Here is a 15,748-nt window from a genome sequence, read left to right on the forward strand (position 1 = left end):
GCCGTCCGTGGTGCAGTCGCTGCGGACGGTGCCCCATAGTTGGGAAAGGCTGCACTGATGGTGCAATCAAGCAGAGACTTTATCCGAGTGGCTCGTCACCAATTCGTTGTGACCAACCATCGAGGCGATGTGGTCCCGTTCGCCAATGTTGAAGTGCGGTCCGAGACTTCGGGCAGCTTGATCCAATGCTATTCGGATCCCTTGGGGCGAAATCCAAAAGGTAACCCCTTCAAGACGGATGCATCTGGGTCTGCTGATTTTCACTGCGTCGGAGGGTTCTATAGAATCCGTGCATTTCAAGGAGCGGAGGAAAGTATCCGGCGTTACGTCGGTATAGGCTTGGCTCAAGGCTCCGACGTCGAGTCAGAGGGCATCATCCAACGCTATCACACTGCGGCTGGCACGGTGACGGTTGGCGTCGAAGACGTCGATATCATTGTGATCAGGAAAGACGTCGGCGAGCCGACGCCCGTCGAGCTGCCAGATCCGTATGACGCCACCCGGAAGGTGAAGATCGTCGACGGCAAATACGATGCGTTGACCAACCCAATAACCATCACTTCGCTCGGCACCGCCAAGACCATCATGGGCGGGGCGGACTACGTGATCGATTCCAACGGCGGCTCGATCGAGTTGACGCCGCTGGCGGATGGAACGGGTTGGATTTAATGGATTGGGATCCCTCAGCGGGAATTTGTTGTTTGCTTTGAGATTGCAATGACCTCAAACGCCGCTTTTGCCTTAACCAGGCCTGACACGAAGAAGCCAATAGCTACCGTCATCGCCAGAACGCCCAAATAGCGGAAGCACTCGCCGGCGACCCTGTGTCGTTTCGAAGAAGCCGTATCGCGTAGGAACGGCTCCTCATAGTTTCGGCTCATGCGGTTTGAGGTCCCTGCGATCATGAGATTGGTGAAATATGCCGCCGCTGCCGCCATGACCGCGGCGGCCACGCCTGATCCAAAAAACAGGAGAGGTTTGATGACTTGAGTGAGGTGTTCGGGCGAGATCAGATCTTTGGAAGCAACCGTTCCGATGAAGGCCAACATGGCGACTGAGCTACCGCCATTTATGAGAATCACCGCTTTGATTGCTTCCTCCGCCGCCTTTACCGCAGCCTCGTTCGCCTTCCGGCCAAATTCGGTCTCTTTGTCGTGCTCGCGCTCAGCTAAACGCACGCGCAGCGCAAGATGCTCTTTGGGATCTAAGACGGGCTTGTATTCTGGTGGCTGCTGCGGGCTGTCCATGATACCTTCACTGAAAAAAGCGATAGACGCCCCAAGAGGCCAGAAGCAGGGCAGCTAGAACCACCTCGATGCGGCGGGGGCGAACCATCCCAAGATTCTACCAGAAGGAGCGTCGACGCGCTCCCCAAAAGGGATGGTTTTAGGTCACGGGCGCCTGCGCGCCTGCTTGCTGCCTCAGTCGCGCTTTTGGTGCTGATTTGCTCCCAATCCCCACTGCTCGCATACCCAGATTGCAAGATCTTTTTGGCTGAAGTCACGCACCTGATCGATCAATGGATGATCCTTCATCCAATCCAATAGTGTTTCGCGTGGCGTGTCCTTGTAGACGCTGTAGAAAAAGTCGGCCAGTTCAGCCGCACTCTTGACCTGCTGAGTGACTTCTTGAACTACTCCAAAGAATGTCTCAGGTTTCCTAAGATAGACCGTAACCTCGTATTCGGTCATTGGGGCTTCGACAGAGAAGTGAAATCCGTTGAGGGCGAAGATTCCCATCATTTTGCGTTGATCGGGCATCGCGCATGCGCTCGTTAGCACGGCAACCACTTCAGCATTATTGGGGCCAGGTACAACGTATTCGTTGCCAATCAGCCACCGGGGAAACTTTGGCTTCTCATAGACAAATTCTGGAGCTTGACCGTCAAAGGTAGATGGCGGTTCGCTATGGACCGCCATCGACTGAATGAGAGCATGCATTTCCGGGTGAGCTTCCCTCGCGATAATATGGTCACGAAAGCTGATGGCACCTCGCGGCTGAAAAGTGGGCAGCTTGAATCCAAGCGCACCAATCATCGGGGCTCCTTCCAGCGATGTGAGGTTGTAGTGAAATGGTTGATTGGCGAGGAACAGGTAGGCTGATGGAGCCGGGGCGTTTTTTATTCGGAGCGAACGCTCAGCTTCCTCGACCTCAGATAGCGCGTCAGCAAGAAGTGGGTCTTCATGGTCCACGATAACATTTGGGATGTTCAAATCGACGAAGACGACTCGGGACCACGGCAGATCCTTCTTCAGTGCCTGAGAGAGCTTATTTTTTAGTTTGATCTGATCTTTTATGGGTGCTCCTGGCCTTAGTGCCCCAGTTCTGGACTTGACCTCCACAGAGAAGCGCCTGCCCGTCAGCGGATAGGTCGCCACAAATTCGGCGTGGTGCCCGGCTTGAAGATCATCCTCATACTCCAACATAAATCCGGCCTTGAGGAAGGCGGCTGCGGAGTAAGTCTCTGCTACGGTCGCTAGGAAGCCATCTGGTCGACGTAGTCGTTTTACGAAGCGATCGAACAGCGGCTTGTCATACTGCTCGTAATGGTGCTCGATCAGATAGATATTGTATGCCAACGAGAGAATGCTTCGAAAGCCGTTGTTGATTTTGTTGGAAGTCACCATTCCCGGAGGAACGCTGCTTTTGGCGCCGCGCATCGCCGATGCCCATTGTCCAATCAGATGACCGTCAACACCCTTGCTCATCTCCTCGGCGATCCATAATCGCCCCATGCGCTCGGCTAGATAGTCAAGCAGGAAATCAGTGAACGTTAACCAGCGGCCGATCATAAGCTCCCGGCCGATCACCAATGCGGTGCCATCCTGAACTTTATAAAACTGGATCGCTTTGCCGAGACCTTGCTGCGCCTGTCTGTCGCGGACTTCTGCTTCACGTCGGCGACGCATGATGTCGCTTCGTTCATCAGCCTTGTGTTGGCCGTGGCAGTGCTTGAATTTCTTCCCTGACCCACATGGGCACGGGGCGTTTCGCTTCATTTACTTCTTTGTGCCGTAGGGGCTTTGGTTAGTGGGTGCGAGCGAAATTCCTTCTTCAGAGGCTTTATTGTAGATCGCATTTTCGGTGCGCCCTAACTTCAGACCAATTACACGTGTCGGCGTGTTTGCCTTCACGAGCTGCTTTAGGTCTTTTACGTCAGTCGCTGTCCAGGGCTTGCCGCTATTCCGGGTGGATTTTGCCATCGCGTTGTTTCTCCCTGCTAAACTGTTTTAGGGTCGAAGTTTACTGACAGCCATTGGCTTGGGCCGAACACGTAAGCAACCTGACCGTTGGCTGTCACGATCAGCGAGCCGTCCTTGATGTCGATGCCGAGGTCGGGGCCTTTGAACGTCGTGGGCGATCCTTGAGTGCGATAGATTGTGTAGGCGCCGGCGATGGCGGCGGGAACTTCGATCTCAGGCATGGGAAATTCCTTCAGCTGGGTCTAAGCGCCGGCAGGCCCCTGCGACACGTCGATTACGTGGCGGTCGGGCCCGATGGTGATCACGATGGTGTAAGTCTTGGGACCGCCGCCTTGGTCGGTCGGGGGCGCAAGGTGGAGCTGTCCGCCGTACCATTCACCTGGCATCAAGGTGTTGTCCTTGATTACGGCTTGCTCCAGCGCTGCCATATTGCGCTGCCCCGTCTCAACAGTGGCAGCGATCATCGCCTCGTTCTGAGCAGCGGCGTTGTTCTGAGCGATCACAGCCGCCGTGGCTGTAGAACGTTCCCGTGCGTCCGCTGGGGGTCGTGTAGCTGCCATGACCAGCGTTCGCGGCGCTGTAAGCATTGGCGCCGGCGGCCAATCCGGTGAGGAGGGCGGCGGCGACTTGCCGATTTCGCTCCTCCTGCACCAACATCTCGTAGGTCACGATCTTCATTTCGAAATCAGAGCCGGCGGCGTGCTGGACAGCTTCGACTTGTCCAACCCGGAAGTCGACCGGCTGCTTGCTTAGATTGTTGATGCCGACCACGAAGACCGGCCGTCCGTTGGCCTGCATCTGTCGGGATGCCGGTCGCACCAGGACGAGCGAGCTCTTCTGCCGAGAGACGAGGGCGGGTTGCCCGTCGCGCATGAGCGCTTGCTGCTGCGGATTTGATGTTCGGAAAGAAACCGTCTCGCCAGTCGACATACAGCCGCCCAGCACGGCGCAAAGCGCGAAAATACCCAAACCACGCATGTGGATCCCCCGACCCCAAAAACGGCATCCAAGCGCAACCGACGCGCGAGAGCAATGGGCCGGGCACGTAAAAGCGGGGGACCAAGGAAAATTACGGGTGCCATCGCTTCAGCGCAGCGGGAGGCAATTAGGGGCTGATCCCGTCTGGACGATCGATGCCGTGCTGCCGCTGGAGCCGAACCGTCCGGTTCGGGAACCCAGGACTTCCGGTAATCGAGGGTGGGAAGTCCAGCGGTGTTGCGAAAAAGTTACCCGGCGGCTTATTGCGGCCGGAACTTGACTGTACTACGTGAATTACGTACAAGAGCATGGTACGTTAATTACGTAGTAATCGAACCATGCATACTGTCGCCCGTACTAAACCTTTTGACGCAGCCGCGAAGCAGGCGGGGCTGTCCGAAGATGAAATCTTCGACATGATCACCTATCTGGCCGAGAACCCCGAAGCCGGAGACGAGATGGTTGGCACCGGGGGGTGCCGCAAGGTCAGATTTGCAGGTCGCGGCAAAGGCAAGAGCGGCGGATATCGGACGGTGACGTTCTACTCTGGTGAGACAATGCCGGTCTTTCTCATCACGGTATTCGGCAAAGGAGAAAAGTCAACGTTGACGGGCAAAGAAGCAGCAGGGCTGAAAGCCCTAACCAAACTGATCGTAGACGAGTACAAAAAGAAAATTTCCAGCTTGGCAGAGCGGAGAGGATTAGCGGGATGAGTAAGAAAGCTTTCGACAAGATCGCGGCGGGCTTGACCGAAGCGCTGGAGATCGCGCGCGGCAACTCGAAGCCTACCAAGCTCTATGTCCCGCCGGAGATCAATGTTCGCGGCATTCGGAAGAAGCTTGGACTTTCTCAGGATGATTTTGCTCAAGAGTTTGGCTTCACGATCAATCAAATCCGCGATTGGGAACAAGGGCGCACGCGCCCTCTGGACGGCTTGCGTGCCTACCTGATGATTATTGAGCGGAACCCACAAGCCGTTCTTGCGCTACTCCGCGCCGATGCGAAGTCGGCTGCGAAGGCAGCGCGGAAGAACAAGGCAGCTTAACTGCTTTCGAAAATCAATGTGAGCCCGGCCAAGTGCCGGGCTTTTTGTTGACTATCCTGATTCCCCTCTGCGGGTGTCCAGGGCACTAAGCGGGAAGGTTTGCGGCGGCTCGCCCAAAATGGGGATGTCGTTTCTTTATCGGCCGCACGGCACGGGCCTTCAGTGTAGCTTGCGGGCCAGCTTCTTGATGATCTCGCGGAGGTCGGCGGCGTATTCCTCGATCACGCGCCGCGCTTCCTCCAGCCGCGACGGCTCGGCCTCCTTCCCCTCAGGCTGTTTGTCGGGATCGGGCATGCCCGCAGAGTTCGCCCGCGGCAGTCGGGAGGGTTGACCTAGCTCAAGTAATTGAGGCCGCGAACAAGGCCCGGGGGTGCGAACCGGTCTCTTCCTCAGACGTTAATGTCGGGGCCTTGGAGCTATGGCCATGACCGACAGCCGCCGTCGCGCAAAGCAAACCCGCTCCCTCGAAGACCGAATAGCTGAGAACTCTGCGAAGCTCAAAGAACAAGCTAGTCAGTTGCCTCCTGGGGCTGAGCGTGACGCCATGCTGAAGCTAGCTAGGATTGCGGAAACGGGCTCGCATCTGTCCGAATGGTTGAACTCGCCGCGCTTGCAGTCGCCCAAATAGCGGTCTCCTAGGCACACCGGGCCGTAGTCACTTCCCTAGGAACGATCTGCAAGCGACTGGCTTGGTGCTACGCTCAGGCTCCAAGCCCCCTGCGATGCCGGAGTAAGTCCCAACGGCCCAGTCGCCGCCAAATGGCTGGGGCCGTTTTTTGCCTGGCTGATCGCCTCGGGCGCGGGTGCGTCCCTGAAGGGGATGGATTTGCTATTTGGGACCGAAAGCGCTCAGGAGCCCGATCGCGATGGGTATCAGGGCGACGCAGGCCCACAGAGCTGGCGCGCCAGAATTTAGACCGGCAATGAAGATCCCGATGCCAAAGCCGACGATAAAGGCCGAGATCGCATAAGCAACTACTGTGTCCATCGGTCGATCCACAGGGCAACAGGATCGATGCCTTCAGGACGCGCTGCGGCACCAAACGTTCCAGCGCGCCGAGGCGCCCCGAAAGGGGTGGATTTTTAACCAAATCAGTGGTGCAGTGTCCGTGGGTGTCGAAACCCGGACCGAAGATGAGGCCAGCGACCTTTGGCGGGGTGGCGGCCGACAATGCGCGTAGGAGACCTTGGCGGGTTTCCTCAGGCGCTCAGGAGCGCTTGGCGGCGCGCCTCAACCTGGCCTTTATGCCGGGGGCGGTGCGCCATGTCCAGAGCCGAAAGGCTTAAAAGCACGCCGACCAGTCTCTTCGGCTGGTTTCGACCCCCCGGCTGCCGGTCTGTCACCGGCGCGGCTGTCGAAAGCCAAACCGAAGAGCACTACCCATGACACTTGCCAGACCTATGTTCCCGCCAGCTGCGGGCCTCACCCATGCGCCCATTTCCTCCGGCCTCGCTCGGCAAGAACGGGACCGCAAGAAGGCGCTCAGACACCTCGCCGGGCTCCGAGAGAAGGCTGCGGCCGAAATCGAGCGGCTGATCGCCTTCCTCGACGCCTCCGACCCCTACGTCTGCACCGAGGTAGAGGAGGATTTCGAGAGGGAGCCGGAGACAGGCGAGCCGGCTCTAGGCTCGTGCGGCCAGCAGGTCGACCAAACCCTCTGGTCGGATGGCAGCGCTGATGATTGCGAACTCGATCCGGCTGAGTCCGGCATTGGCGACCATAACGGCCTGCTGGAGCAGGTCGGGTCGCAGGACTGGACGCAGGCGGTGATGGCATGACCGACAAGATCGGACAAGGCGCCACCGGCGCCGATCAATTGTCTCCCCAGCTCCTGATTCCAGCCAGCCCGGCACGCGCAATCCTGCTTCCCGTTGTGCCGCCAGAACTGAGGCGTTGCGAACGCACTTGTTCGCCGCGGGGCGCACACAGGAGAACGGCCATGCACTTGGCGGCTATCGGACATCCAGTCATTCGGCGGAACGACGTACACAGCATGAAGATCACCAGCGTGGAGAAGCATGTCGGCTCTGGGCAATGGTTTGGCGAGGCTGCTCACGAGGGGAAGCGGTACAAATGGTATTACCAGCCGCGCCGATGGCTGCATGTGCACGAGCAGGATGAAAGAAACCCGTACTGCTGGATGGTCGTCGAACCGCCTCAGGGCGCGCGCGAAACGGTCCTGAAGGCCATCCGGGCGGCCAAAGCGGCTTGACCCCAGCGAAGCAACCCGACTTGAGCCCTGACAATCAGGCCCGCCGGTTCGCGCTGGCGGGCCTTTTGTCGGGCAAGAGGAAGCCCGTAGTTCTCCGACCCAGAACAGATAGTGTGAAATAGCGCACCAGCTTTGTTCTTTCTGTGTGTATTTATAAGCGGAACACCTGAGCTAAGGCCGCCTCGGTGGCGATAGGGACGACTCTCCAGCCGAGAGAATTGAGATTTCGGTCTGTGGCGCGACACTCCAGGTGTTGCGACATCCACCCGGGACGGCCCATCGTCCGAACGCGCGTTTGGCGCTCCACTCCGGGAACTAGCGGCAATCGGTTGGATTGGTGCTGTGCTCCGGTTCAAAGCCCCCTTGGTGCCGGACCGTTTCCAACGGCCCCAGCCGCCGCCCCCTGCTGGGGCCGTCGTTTGTGCGCAGCGCTCCGCTGATCCGCGGTTCACGCTGGCGGGCCAACGAAAAAATGACCCAGCCGCTGTCTGGACGGCTGGGAGCTACCGAAGGAGGGTCACCTGTTCTTCGGCATATGTGAGAGGCCAACCGCCGCGAGGAGGGCGCGTTCCTAGACGAGTGCTTTGCCGCGCGAAGCGTTGTCGCCACTGTGATTTGGGCCGGTCGGCGACCCACGGTAGTATGACAGCGGTTCTCACCTATAGTTATTTTTGGCAACGGAGCCCGAAATGATTACCGCCGCAGCCTGCCAAGAAGCAGCAGAGCGCTACAAAGCACTTTCCACAGATCCAGGTATTTCAGCCTCGCGGGCTTCCCTTTTGAAGAACATCGCAAAGAGCTTCGCCGGCTTGGCCACCCAGTTGGACAGACTAGCAGCACTCACAAGAGACGAAGGTCGTCGCTCTGTAAACGGTCCGCCTTCGGTTTCGCGCCCATGATCGCAAGCCGTGGGTTGCCCCGATCAAAGTCAGGCCGCACGTCCGCACCGCGGCTGCCGCACCCCTGACAGACGAACTGCGGCTCGATATCAGACAGCCGCACCTGATCGCCCCAGCGGCCGGCGTCGAGGGCAACGTGACGGCCACAGTGGCAATAGACCAGCACGCCGCGAAGGCCCATGCTGCGCATCTCGCCGAAGGTGATCTTCTGCGGTCGACCGTCGGCATGGGTTGGCGTGTGACGTCGAGGTCGAGGCATGCCGCCATCGAAGCGCAGCGCCGGCCGGAGTCAAATCATCAATCCCTTGGGCCCAGGAACGCGCGCGAGCTACTGCGCGTCGTGGGTGTGGATGACTGGCTGCCCGTCACTGGTCGCGAGATTGTGTCTCTCGTCCGAGGTTGCGGGGTTTGGTAGCCCATGCAATCCTAGGCGGCCCGGAGGAGCACTCCGGACCGCCCGCGGGATCGCCATCTCAGTGGGTACAGCGAAGGCCGGCGCTTCCGACGCCGGCCTTTTGCTTTTCACCGAGCTCCCCATGGTTCAGACCGAGCAATGGCGAACCAAGGGCAGAGCGGAGGTGATGCACCTCACTGAGCACGGCGATTGTGCCTCAATCGGTTTGTGTACGGCATCACGAAGTGGCGACCTTGAACACCGGACGATTCCGGGGTGGGTGCTTACCGCTGCCGCCGCACGCTGGGCAGAGCCGGTACAGAATCTTGCGGATAGGATAGCGCGACTTCATCCAAAGGTCGTCGCCTGTGCCGAAGCATTCTTCGCAGTCGTTGTCTTGATCGCTCATTTGGATTCCTCCGACTCGAGGCGGGTTGCCTCACGACCCCGATCGAGCCTCAAATTGTTGGTCGCAACAACGCACCACGACTCCGGGCGGAGCAGGGGCCCCGAGGGTTCGCTCGGCAGGCCTTCTTTGCAACACCACGGCGACACGAGCGGGCTAACTCATTGATACAATTCGGTACACAACGGATTTCGATTCCGATGGTCGGAGGTTCGAGTTTTTCCGAGCGGCCCAGCAATTCCCGCCGGGCGGGAACCGGCGGGCTTCCGCTTTGGCTGAGCAGCCGCGCAAGTTCTTGAAATCGGCTGTGGGGGGATTGTGGATTACTGAAATCGCGCTTCTCTTTTCCCGGCAAATCACGGCAGTAGCGAATTGGGCTGGGGAAGAAAGCGATCTAGTTCGGAGCAACCGAACAGGTGCTGTTTCTTTCGGAGGGAAGTGTATCGCGTTTCCTTTGGGAGTTGCCCCCTATGAGCAGTGCACCAACGTGCAAGTTTTTTTTGATCGACGAACTAGCAGAGCGGCTGCCGTTCTCGACCGTGACGATGTGGCGAATGGAGCGGAAGGGGCGATTCCCCAGGCGCGTCCGGATCTCGCCAGGGAAGGTCGCTTGGCGCAAATCGGACGTCGAAGCCTGGGAGGCCGATCCTGAGGGGTGGTGCTCACCGACCGGCGCATTGCTCGGGCAATCGAAAGTTGCCTGATGTCCGGGATCTTGCTCACTGCCAAAGAGGCAGCATTCCAGCTTCGCATTACCGAGGAGCAGCTTAGCGCGCTTACGGCCGACGGCGAGATTAGTTACATCAACGTCGGACGTGGCAAGAAGCGTCCGCGCCGACGATATACAGAGCAGGACATTCAAGAGTTCACAGAGAGGCGCCGAAGGAGGGAAGCGTGTCCGTCTATCGCGACAAGCGTTCGCCGTACTACCAGTTCGACTTCCAAATCAACGGTCATCGGTTTCATGGCTCAACGAAATGCACGTCGCGCAAAGACGCCATCAGATTCGAGAATGCAGAAGTAGAGAAGGCGAGGGCGCTGCTAAAGGCAAGAAGGCGTTCCAAGGAGTCGCTTGCGATCGATGATGTTGCGGATCGGCTGTGGAATGACCAGGCGCAATATGACGCGGACCCTAAAGCAACTGAGACCAACCTTGCGCGGCTGGTCGAATATTTTGGTGAGGCAACCCCTTTGACTGCAATCGGCCATGGCGAAGCCAAGAAGCTGGTCGCGTGGCGGCGCGGCCATCGAGTCCACCGCCGCGGCAAGCCAACCAAACAGCAGACGGACGCGCTGCCCCTGGTGGCCAACGCCACCGTAAATCGGTCAACTATCAAGGTGCTGCAACGGCTATTCAAATTCGCTAAGGCCGAAGGTTGCGATTTTGACAGGGAACCGAAGTGGGAAGAGCTTTTGTTACAGGAGCCGGAAGAGCGTGTCCGTGAATTGAAAGGCCAAGAAGCGGAAGCAATCGAGGATGCCATCCGCGACGACTACGGCGCCTTCTTCGACTTCGTCCGTGCGAGCGGCATCAGACTAAAAGAATGCGTAACGCTGCGTTGGCCAGAGGTTGACTTCGACACTCGACAGATTGTGCGCATCGGCAAGGGCGGCCGGCGCGTGGTGTTTCCGATCACTGATAGCGTTCGGGATATCCTTTTTCCTCTACAAGGCCAGCATCCGGAGTTCGTCTTTACCTACGTCGCCGTATACGGCAATCGACGGCTGGGCTTGGTTCGAGGTGAGCGCTATCCGATCACCTACAACGGTACCAAAACTGCTTGGCAGAAGATTCGAACTCGTGCCGGCCTGAGCGATTTCCGTTTTCACGATTTTCGGCATGACTTTGGGACTAAGCTACTTCGCGATAGCGGGAACCTCAAGCTCGTCCAGAAGGCGATGAATCATCGCGATATCAAGAGCACCCTGCGGTATGCGCACGTGCTGGATGAGGATGTTGCCGCCGCTGTGGAACGGCTTGCAGAGTCCCGGAAAAAGTCCCGGAATGACAAAAGAAAGGCCAGTTAAAGTGTTGATCTCGCAAACGAAATCTGGAGAGGCGTCTAAGCTTCCAGATGTCGTTTGCGGCAACGCTCGGGCTGGTGGCGCTGGTTCAGATCGGCATGCCGAACCTGCTTGCTTCGCCCGATCATTCGGCGACGGCACGCGTCGCGCTGTGGGGCGGCCGCGAGATTGCGATGCTGTTCCTGGCCTCGCTGATCGCGGGGCTTGCGACCACGCCCTACGCCGCCTTCCACTTCCATCGCGTCACGCTCTATGGCGTGCTCGCCAATCTCGGTGCGATGCCGGTGGTCTCGGCGCTGGTGATGCCGGCGGGGCTGTTGGGATTGCTGGCCGCGCCCTTCGGGCTCGATGGCGTGTTCTGGTGGCTGATGGGACTGGGCATCGACTGGATGGTCGCGGTCTCACGCTGGGTGGCGGCACTGCCGGGCGCGGTCGGCCGCATCCCGGCGTTCGGCATCGCGCCGCTGATCGCAGCGAGCCTCGGCATCATCTTGATGGGATTGTTGCGCACGCCCTTGCGCTGGTGCGGTGCCGTGGTGCTGCTGGCTTCCATCGCCTTTGGCCTGTCGGTACGGCAGCCTGATGTCCTGATTGCCGGCGACGGCGCGAGCGTCGCGGTGCGGGGCGGGGACGGGCGTCTGCACCTGATCAGGGCGGGCAAGGACAGTTTCCTGCTGAAGGAGTGGCTGGCGGCCGACGCCGATCCGCGCAATGCCGGCAGCAGTGCGCTGGCCGAGGGCGTGTCGTGCGACGAGGCCGGTTGCGTGACTCCGCTCGCCGATGGACGCCTGGTCGCGCTGGCCTTGCGCATCGACGCGCTGGCGGACGATTGCAGCCGCGCCGCGCTGGTGGTGACGTCACGGCCCGCGCCGCCCGATTGCGCGGCTATGGTGGTGGATCGGCAGCGGCTCGCTCGTCAGGGCGCGCTGGCGCTGACACGGCATGGCGATGGATTTGCGGTTCAGGCGGTGAAGGCGAGGGGTGCAAGCCGCCCCTGGTCGCCGGCGGCAGCCGGCGAGGGAGATTCTGACATGACCCTCATGCCACGGTCGGCAGCTCCACGCGTTCGCGACGCAACGCCGTCGGAGGCCGATCTTCAGGCCGAGGACTGAGCTTCTATCAGCCGATCGGCAGGCGCCTGACCGGCGACCGACTGTCGGCGATGATCTGCGGCTTCTGCTCGCGCTCGCCGACCGGCTGCGTCACCGGCAGCTGCAGCACGGTTGCGCGCTGGCCTTCGACCAGCTGAGTCACCAGCACGTACTTGCCGTCCGGAAATTCGATCGCGTCGTGATGGCGATCGGGAACGTGCGGATCGATCTTGCCGAACTTGCCGACGCGGGAGTTGACGGTGCGCGTCCAGATCCAGCGGTTGTCGTAACGGACGTTGTCGGCGAAGGCGAGCTCCGTCCCCGGCAGCAGGCAGACCGCAACGGAGAGATCGGCTTCGGAGGCGAAGCCGCGTGTCGAGGTGCCGCGGAAGGTTGTCGTGACGATCGTCTCGCCGACTTCAGCGGGGCGCGTCGCGATAGCATGCAGGCTATAGTCACACATCGGGTGCTCCTCATGCGAAGATAGCGACCCGCACCTCTCCTTGGAGGCGCAGGCCTCGAAGTAGAAGTATGCAACGCTCTGCTCGGTTATAGGCGAATCTGCGGCTGCGATTCGCGAGGCGCGATCACATTAACTTTCCCGAAGTCGATAGGAACAAAGCCGGGTCCCGTGCATTTGGCCGGCGCGCGTCTACGACTGCCAAGTGTCGCCAGCTCGATTGCGATACCTCCACGCTTGTATTGCGGGCGTTGCGGACTTGCCCGTTCACTGCCGTGTTGTTGCGGAGATTGTGATGCGATTACGCGGCAACGGCGGCGTGCGTGCCGATGCCGCGATCAGCGTCGCGACGGCTGCACCAAACGATCTGGCGCTCGGCTGTCCTCTCGAACGCGAACGGCCGTGAAGCGATGTTGCTTCGTGGAGCGGACATTCATCCGCTCCAATCTTTGATCGGCGATGCCGACCGAAGGGCGCACGCAGACGCCAAAATATATCTCGGACCGAGTCCTTCCGGAATCAGTACTTCCGATAAAGCCCGATCAGCTTGCCCTGAATCTTCACCCGGTTCGGCGGCAGGATGCGGACCTCATAAGCGGCATTGGCGGGCTCGAGTGCGATCGAGGCGCCGCGGCGGCGGAAGCGCTTGAGCGTGGCCTCCTCGTCGTCGATCAACGCCACCACGATGTCGCCGGTATCCGCGCTCTCGTTGCGCTGGATCAGCGCCATGTCGCCGTCGAGGATACCGGCTTCGACCATGGAATCGCCGCGCACCTCGAGTGCGTAGTGCTCGCCCGCGCCGAGCATGTCGGGCGGCACGCTGATGGTGTGGCTGCGGGTCTGCAACGCCTCGATCGGCGTGCCGGCCGCGATACGGCCCATCACGGGGACTGCAACCGGCCGCTCGCCCTCGTCCATGGACGGGCTGGAGGTCGCGCGGATCTTGCCGAGATTGCCCTCGATGACGCTCGGCGTGAAGCCGCGCCGGGCGCCGGCGGCAGCCTGCAGCTCCGGCAGCTTGATCACTTCGATGGCGCGTGCGCGGTTAGGCAGGCGGCGGATGAAGCCACGCTCCTCGAGCGCGGTGATGAGGCGGTGGATGCCCGACTTCGAGCGCAGGTCGAGCGCATCCTTCATCTCGTCGAAGGAGGGCGGCACGCCGCTTTCCTTCAAACGTTCGCTGATGAACCTCAGAAGCTCGTATTGTTTGCGCGTTAACATCTCGACCAAAGTCCCCCGGTTGATGTCGTTCGATTCCGAGACGATGAGTTCAGCGATAAGCCGCTACATGCTCGAAACAAATCATGAACGGACACTATATGTTCGATACATGTTCCGCAACTGCTTAATTTACCGTGAACGGCGGCAAACTCGCGGAATGCGTGTGGCCGTGGACTCAGACGGGGAGCCGCAGCACCTCGCAGGGGCCACCGGCCTCGGCGTTCGCCGCGAACGGTGCGCGCACGAGAAGTACCTGTGCCGCAGCAAGATTTGCAAGCAGAGAGGAATCCTGATGGCTGACGGGAATGGCGACTTGCGTACCATCGTCGCGCAGCTCCAGGCGCGCGCGCAGATAATCCTCGCGCTGGTCGTTGGCACCGAGGTCGCGACCCAGCACGGCGCGCTCGCGGCGATGATGAATCACTGAACGGCCCGACAGGGCACGAATCAGCGGCACCATGAACAGGAACGCGCACACATAGGACGACACGGGATTGCCGGGCAGGCCGATTACGCGCATCGCGCCGAGCCGTCCGTGCATCATCGGCTTGCCGGGGCGTATCGCGATCTTCCAGAACGCCATCGAGATGCCTTCGCCCAGCAGCGCCTGCTGGACCAGGTCATGGTCGCCGACCGACGCGCCGCCGGTCGTGACCAGGATGTCAGCCCCGCTCTCGCGGGCGCGGCGGATCCCGGCGGAGGTGGCCTCCAGCGTGTCGGCGGCCACCCCGAGGTCGATGGTCTCGGCGCCCTCGCTGCGGGCGAGCGCGTGCAGGGCGTAGCCGTTGGAATAGACGATCTGGCCGTGCCCGGGGGCGGTGCCCGGCCTCACCAGTTCGTCGCCGGTGGCAAGGATCGCAACCTTGGGACGGCGGCAGACGGCGAGGTGCGGGTGATTCATCGCCGCCGCGAGCGCGAGATCGCGCTCCGTCAGGCGGGTTCCCTTGCGCAGGAGCACGTCACCCTCGCGGAAATCGACGCCGGCCGGGCGGATGTGCCGTCCGGTGATCGCGGCTTCCTTGATGGTGACGCTGTTGCCATCTGTGACGGTGTCCTCCTGGATCACGACCGCGTCCGCACCATCAGGGACGACGCCGCCGGTGAAGATCCGCACCGCTTCCCCCGCGCCGACCGTTCGGGCGAAGGGACGGCCGGCCGCGACCTCGCCGATCACCGTCAGCCGGGAATCGATCGTTGCCGCATCGGCCGCGCGCACCGCGTAGCCGTCCATCGCCGACATCGCTTGCGGCGGCTGCGTGCGCCGTGCCGCGAGGTCATGCGCGAGCACGCGGTGATAGGCTTCGTCGAGCGAAACCATCTGTTCAGGCAGCGGCTCTGCACCTGCCAGCACCGCAGCAAGGGCGTCGGAAACCGGCATCAGGGCCACGGGCGAAACTCCTGCTCGGCACATCGGTCAATGGGCGGCGAGAGTTCTAGCTGACTGCAGGCGCAAGGCAAAGCAGCACGCAGACTGATCTATCCTGCGTGATCTCCGTGGCGGAGGAGCAAGGGCAGGTCCGCCAAGCGCATGATCCGGAATGCGAGACAGACCGGGATGGAAGATGGCCATGGCAAGGCACGAGCGCCACGCCGGAATCGGTCAACTCCCGGTCGGCCCGTCCGGGCTGACGTGCCATGCGACGTCGGGCGGTTTGGGGCCTTGGTCCTTGTCGGGGAGCGGATCGGCCTGCGATTTCAGGTCCGCAGCCTTGCTGATCAGCTTGGCGGAAAGCTCGGAATCCGAGGTGTTTCTTGCGAATTCAAGCAGGAGAGAGGCTTGCTTGGTGAGGTAGGTTTTGCCCAGCACGTCGAT

Annotated in this window: 22 protein-coding genes and 2 pseudogenes; 9 read left to right on the top strand and 15 right to left on the bottom strand. The window is 60.6% G+C overall.

Features of this window, described 5'->3' with window-relative positions:
* Positions 1-39 precede the first annotated feature (39 nt).
* Entirely contained in the window at positions 40-669 is a 630-nt protein-coding gene (locus D6B98_RS13030; RefSeq protein ID WP_126257409.1) for a hypothetical protein, read from the top strand.
* A 14-nt stretch (positions 670-683) separates the two neighbouring features.
* Here the strand turns inward: D6B98_RS13030 and D6B98_RS13035 are convergent, their stop codons facing one another.
* The 7 genes and pseudogenes from D6B98_RS13035 to D6B98_RS13055 all read right to left on the bottom strand — a co-directional run bounded on the left by D6B98_RS13035 (position 684) and on the right by D6B98_RS13055 (position 4,181).
* Positions 684-1,247 (bottom strand): hypothetical protein, encoded by a 564-nt coding sequence (locus D6B98_RS13035; protein WP_126257410.1) that lies wholly within the window; start codon positions 1,245-1,247, stop codon positions 684-686.
* Between the two features lie 174 nt (positions 1,248-1,421).
* A complete protein-coding gene (locus D6B98_RS13040; protein WP_245481350.1) occupies positions 1,422-2,909 on the bottom strand; it encodes a hypothetical protein in 1,488 nt (495 codons plus the stop codon).
* A 30-nt stretch (positions 2,910-2,939) separates the two neighbouring features.
* A pseudogene (locus D6B98_RS41920) lies at positions 2,940-2,999 on the bottom strand (SEC-C metal-binding domain-containing protein); the annotation flags it as partial.
* Complete coding sequence (locus D6B98_RS13045; RefSeq protein ID WP_126257412.1) at positions 3,000-3,203, bottom strand: hypothetical protein; 204 nt, start codon at positions 3,201-3,203, stop codon at positions 3,000-3,002.
* A gap of 17 nt (positions 3,204-3,220) precedes the next feature.
* Complete coding sequence (locus D6B98_RS13050) at positions 3,221-3,424, bottom strand: hypothetical protein (protein WP_126257413.1); 204 nt, start codon at positions 3,422-3,424, stop codon at positions 3,221-3,223.
* Positions 3,425-3,445: 21 nt separating this feature from the next.
* Entirely contained in the window at positions 3,446-3,589 is a 144-nt protein-coding gene (locus D6B98_RS39795) for a hypothetical protein (protein ID WP_164718570.1), read from the bottom strand.
* Between the two features lie 58 nt (positions 3,590-3,647).
* Entirely contained in the window at positions 3,648-4,181 is a 534-nt protein-coding gene (locus D6B98_RS13055) for a hypothetical protein (protein ID WP_126257414.1), read from the bottom strand.
* Between the two features lie 338 nt (positions 4,182-4,519).
* Between D6B98_RS13055 and D6B98_RS13060 the strand changes: the two genes are divergently transcribed.
* Positions 4,520-4,894 carry a type II toxin-antitoxin system RelE/ParE family toxin gene (locus D6B98_RS13060; protein WP_126257415.1) on the top strand — a complete coding sequence of 125 codons (375 nt, stop codon included), beginning with the start codon at positions 4,520-4,522 and terminating at the stop codon, positions 4,892-4,894.
* Positions 4,891-5,226, top strand: coding sequence for a helix-turn-helix domain-containing protein (locus D6B98_RS13065; RefSeq protein WP_126257416.1), 336 nt, complete (start codon positions 4,891-4,893; stop codon positions 5,224-5,226). The genes D6B98_RS13060 and D6B98_RS13065 overlap by 4 nt, the downstream gene beginning before the upstream one ends.
* 159 nt (positions 5,227-5,385) lie before the next feature.
* Here D6B98_RS13065 and D6B98_RS41400 read toward each other — a convergent pair whose 3' ends face one another.
* Complete coding sequence (locus tag D6B98_RS41400; RefSeq protein WP_283810154.1) at positions 5,386-5,520, bottom strand: hypothetical protein; 135 nt, start codon at positions 5,518-5,520, stop codon at positions 5,386-5,388.
* A gap of 130 nt (positions 5,521-5,650) precedes the next feature.
* Between D6B98_RS41400 and D6B98_RS13070 the strand changes: the two genes are divergently transcribed.
* A complete protein-coding gene (locus D6B98_RS13070; RefSeq protein ID WP_245481351.1) occupies positions 5,651-5,854 on the top strand; it encodes a hypothetical protein in 204 nt (67 codons plus the stop codon).
* A 201-nt stretch (positions 5,855-6,055) separates the two neighbouring features.
* Here the strand turns inward: D6B98_RS13070 and D6B98_RS39800 are convergent, their stop codons facing one another.
* Positions 6,056-6,214, bottom strand: a complete 159-nt coding sequence (locus D6B98_RS39800) for a hypothetical protein (RefSeq protein WP_164718571.1) — start codon at positions 6,212-6,214, stop codon at positions 6,056-6,058.
* A 395-nt stretch (positions 6,215-6,609) separates the two neighbouring features.
* Here D6B98_RS39800 and D6B98_RS13075 point away from each other — a divergent pair, with 395 nt between their 5' ends.
* Both D6B98_RS13075 and D6B98_RS13080 read left to right on the top strand, forming a co-directional pair.
* On the top strand, positions 6,610-7,005 hold the full coding sequence (locus D6B98_RS13075; RefSeq protein ID WP_126257418.1) for a hypothetical protein: 396 nt from the start codon (positions 6,610-6,612) through the stop codon (positions 7,003-7,005).
* Positions 7,002-7,439 carry a hypothetical protein gene (locus D6B98_RS13080; RefSeq protein ID WP_126257419.1) on the top strand — a complete coding sequence of 146 codons (438 nt, stop codon included), beginning with the start codon at positions 7,002-7,004 and terminating at the stop codon, positions 7,437-7,439. The genes D6B98_RS13075 and D6B98_RS13080 overlap by 4 nt, the downstream gene beginning before the upstream one ends.
* Before the next feature lie 840 nt (positions 7,440-8,279).
* Here D6B98_RS13080 and D6B98_RS13090 read toward each other — a convergent pair.
* Together D6B98_RS13090 and D6B98_RS39805 are read right to left on the bottom strand one after the other, a co-directional pair.
* Complete coding sequence (locus tag D6B98_RS13090) at positions 8,280-8,597, bottom strand: hypothetical protein (protein WP_126257421.1); 318 nt, start codon at positions 8,595-8,597, stop codon at positions 8,280-8,282.
* Positions 8,598-8,970: 373 nt separating this feature from the next.
* Positions 8,971-9,141, bottom strand: a complete 171-nt coding sequence (locus D6B98_RS39805) for a hypothetical protein (RefSeq protein ID WP_164718572.1) — start codon at positions 9,139-9,141, stop codon at positions 8,971-8,973.
* Positions 9,142-9,608: 467 nt separating this feature from the next.
* On the opposite strand from D6B98_RS39805, the gene D6B98_RS41925 reads away from it, so the two are divergent.
* From D6B98_RS41925 to D6B98_RS13105, 3 genes and pseudogenes are all read left to right on the top strand, one after another.
* Positions 9,609-9,842 carry a helix-turn-helix transcriptional regulator gene (locus D6B98_RS41925; protein ID WP_126257422.1) on the top strand — a complete coding sequence of 78 codons (234 nt, stop codon included), beginning with the start codon at positions 9,609-9,611 and terminating at the stop codon, positions 9,840-9,842.
* Between the two features lie 190 nt (positions 9,843-10,032).
* Complete coding sequence (locus D6B98_RS13100) at positions 10,033-11,166, top strand: tyrosine-type recombinase/integrase (protein WP_126257423.1); 1,134 nt, start codon at positions 10,033-10,035, stop codon at positions 11,164-11,166.
* Between the two features lie 38 nt (positions 11,167-11,204).
* A pseudogene (locus D6B98_RS13105) lies at positions 11,205-12,275 on the top strand (ComEC/Rec2 family competence protein); the annotation flags it as partial.
* 7 nt (positions 12,276-12,282) lie between these two features.
* Here D6B98_RS13105 and D6B98_RS39810 read toward each other — a convergent pair.
* The 4 genes from D6B98_RS39810 to D6B98_RS13125 form a co-directional block, all read right to left on the bottom strand.
* Positions 12,283-12,717 (bottom strand): hypothetical protein, encoded by a 435-nt coding sequence (locus tag D6B98_RS39810; protein ID WP_164718573.1) that lies wholly within the window; start codon positions 12,715-12,717, stop codon positions 12,283-12,285.
* 516 nt (positions 12,718-13,233) lie between these two features.
* A complete protein-coding gene (gene lexA, locus D6B98_RS13115) occupies positions 13,234-13,935 on the bottom strand; it encodes a transcriptional repressor LexA (protein WP_126257425.1) in 702 nt (233 codons plus the stop codon).
* Positions 13,936-14,110: 175 nt separating this feature from the next.
* Positions 14,111-15,322, bottom strand: a complete 1,212-nt coding sequence (locus D6B98_RS13120) for a molybdopterin molybdotransferase MoeA (protein ID WP_126257426.1) — start codon at positions 15,320-15,322, stop codon at positions 14,111-14,113.
* A 213-nt stretch (positions 15,323-15,535) separates the two neighbouring features.
* Positions 15,536-15,742 carry a hypothetical protein gene (locus tag D6B98_RS13125; RefSeq protein WP_126257427.1) on the bottom strand — a complete coding sequence of 69 codons (207 nt, stop codon included), beginning with the start codon at positions 15,740-15,742 and terminating at the stop codon, positions 15,536-15,538.
* Positions 15,743-15,748: the final 6 nt, after the last annotated feature.

The organism is Bradyrhizobium sp. LVM 105 (assembly GCF_003957705.1).
GTDB classification, from domain to species: domain Bacteria; phylum Pseudomonadota; class Alphaproteobacteria; order Rhizobiales; family Xanthobacteraceae; genus Bradyrhizobium; species Bradyrhizobium frederickii.

Bases quoted from the DNA above. Each gene is read 5' to 3' on its own strand.
- D6B98_RS39805 (WP_164718572.1), bottom strand. From the start codon at position 9,141: ATGAGCGATCAAGACAACGACTGCGAAGAATGCTTCGGCACAGGCGAC.
- D6B98_RS41925 (WP_126257422.1), top strand. From the start codon at position 9,609: ATGAGCAGTGCACCAACGTGCAAGTTTTTTTTGATCGACGAACTAGCA.
- D6B98_RS13055 (WP_126257414.1), bottom strand. From the start codon at position 4,181: ATGCGTGGTTTGGGTATTTTCGCGCTTTGCGCCGTGCTGGGCGGCTGT.
- D6B98_RS13035 (WP_126257410.1), bottom strand. From the start codon at position 1,247: ATGGACAGCCCGCAGCAGCCACCAGAATACAAGCCCGTCTTAGATCCC.
- D6B98_RS13075 (WP_126257418.1), top strand. From the start codon at position 6,610: ATGACACTTGCCAGACCTATGTTCCCGCCAGCTGCGGGCCTCACCCAT.
- D6B98_RS41400 (WP_283810154.1), bottom strand. From the start codon at position 5,520: ATGCCCGATCCCGACAAACAGCCTGAGGGGAAGGAGGCCGAGCCGTCG.
- D6B98_RS13070 (WP_245481351.1), top strand. From the start codon at position 5,651: ATGACCGACAGCCGCCGTCGCGCAAAGCAAACCCGCTCCCTCGAAGAC.
- D6B98_RS39800 (WP_164718571.1), bottom strand. From the start codon at position 6,214: ATGGACACAGTAGTTGCTTATGCGATCTCGGCCTTTATCGTCGGCTTT.
- lexA (WP_126257425.1), bottom strand. From the start codon at position 13,935: ATGTTAACGCGCAAACAATACGAGCTTCTGAGGTTCATCAGCGAACGT.
- D6B98_RS13050 (WP_126257413.1), bottom strand. From the start codon at position 3,424: ATGCCTGAGATCGAAGTTCCCGCCGCCATCGCCGGCGCCTACACAATC.
- D6B98_RS13045 (WP_126257412.1), bottom strand. From the start codon at position 3,203: ATGGCAAAATCCACCCGGAATAGCGGCAAGCCCTGGACAGCGACTGAC.
- D6B98_RS13040 (WP_245481350.1), bottom strand. From the start codon at position 2,909: ATGCGTCGCCGACGTGAAGCAGAAGTCCGCGACAGACAGGCGCAGCAA.
- D6B98_RS13060 (WP_126257415.1), top strand. From the start codon at position 4,520: ATGCATACTGTCGCCCGTACTAAACCTTTTGACGCAGCCGCGAAGCAG.
- D6B98_RS39795 (WP_164718570.1), bottom strand. From the start codon at position 3,589: ATGCCAGGTGAATGGTACGGCGGACAGCTCCACCTTGCGCCCCCGACC.
- D6B98_RS39810 (WP_164718573.1), bottom strand. From the start codon at position 12,717: ATGTGTGACTATAGCCTGCATGCTATCGCGACGCGCCCCGCTGAAGTC.
- D6B98_RS13080 (WP_126257419.1), top strand. From the start codon at position 7,002: ATGACCGACAAGATCGGACAAGGCGCCACCGGCGCCGATCAATTGTCT.
- D6B98_RS13065 (WP_126257416.1), top strand. From the start codon at position 4,891: ATGAGTAAGAAAGCTTTCGACAAGATCGCGGCGGGCTTGACCGAAGCG.
- D6B98_RS13090 (WP_126257421.1), bottom strand. From the start codon at position 8,597: ATGCCTCGACCTCGACGTCACACGCCAACCCATGCCGACGGTCGACCG.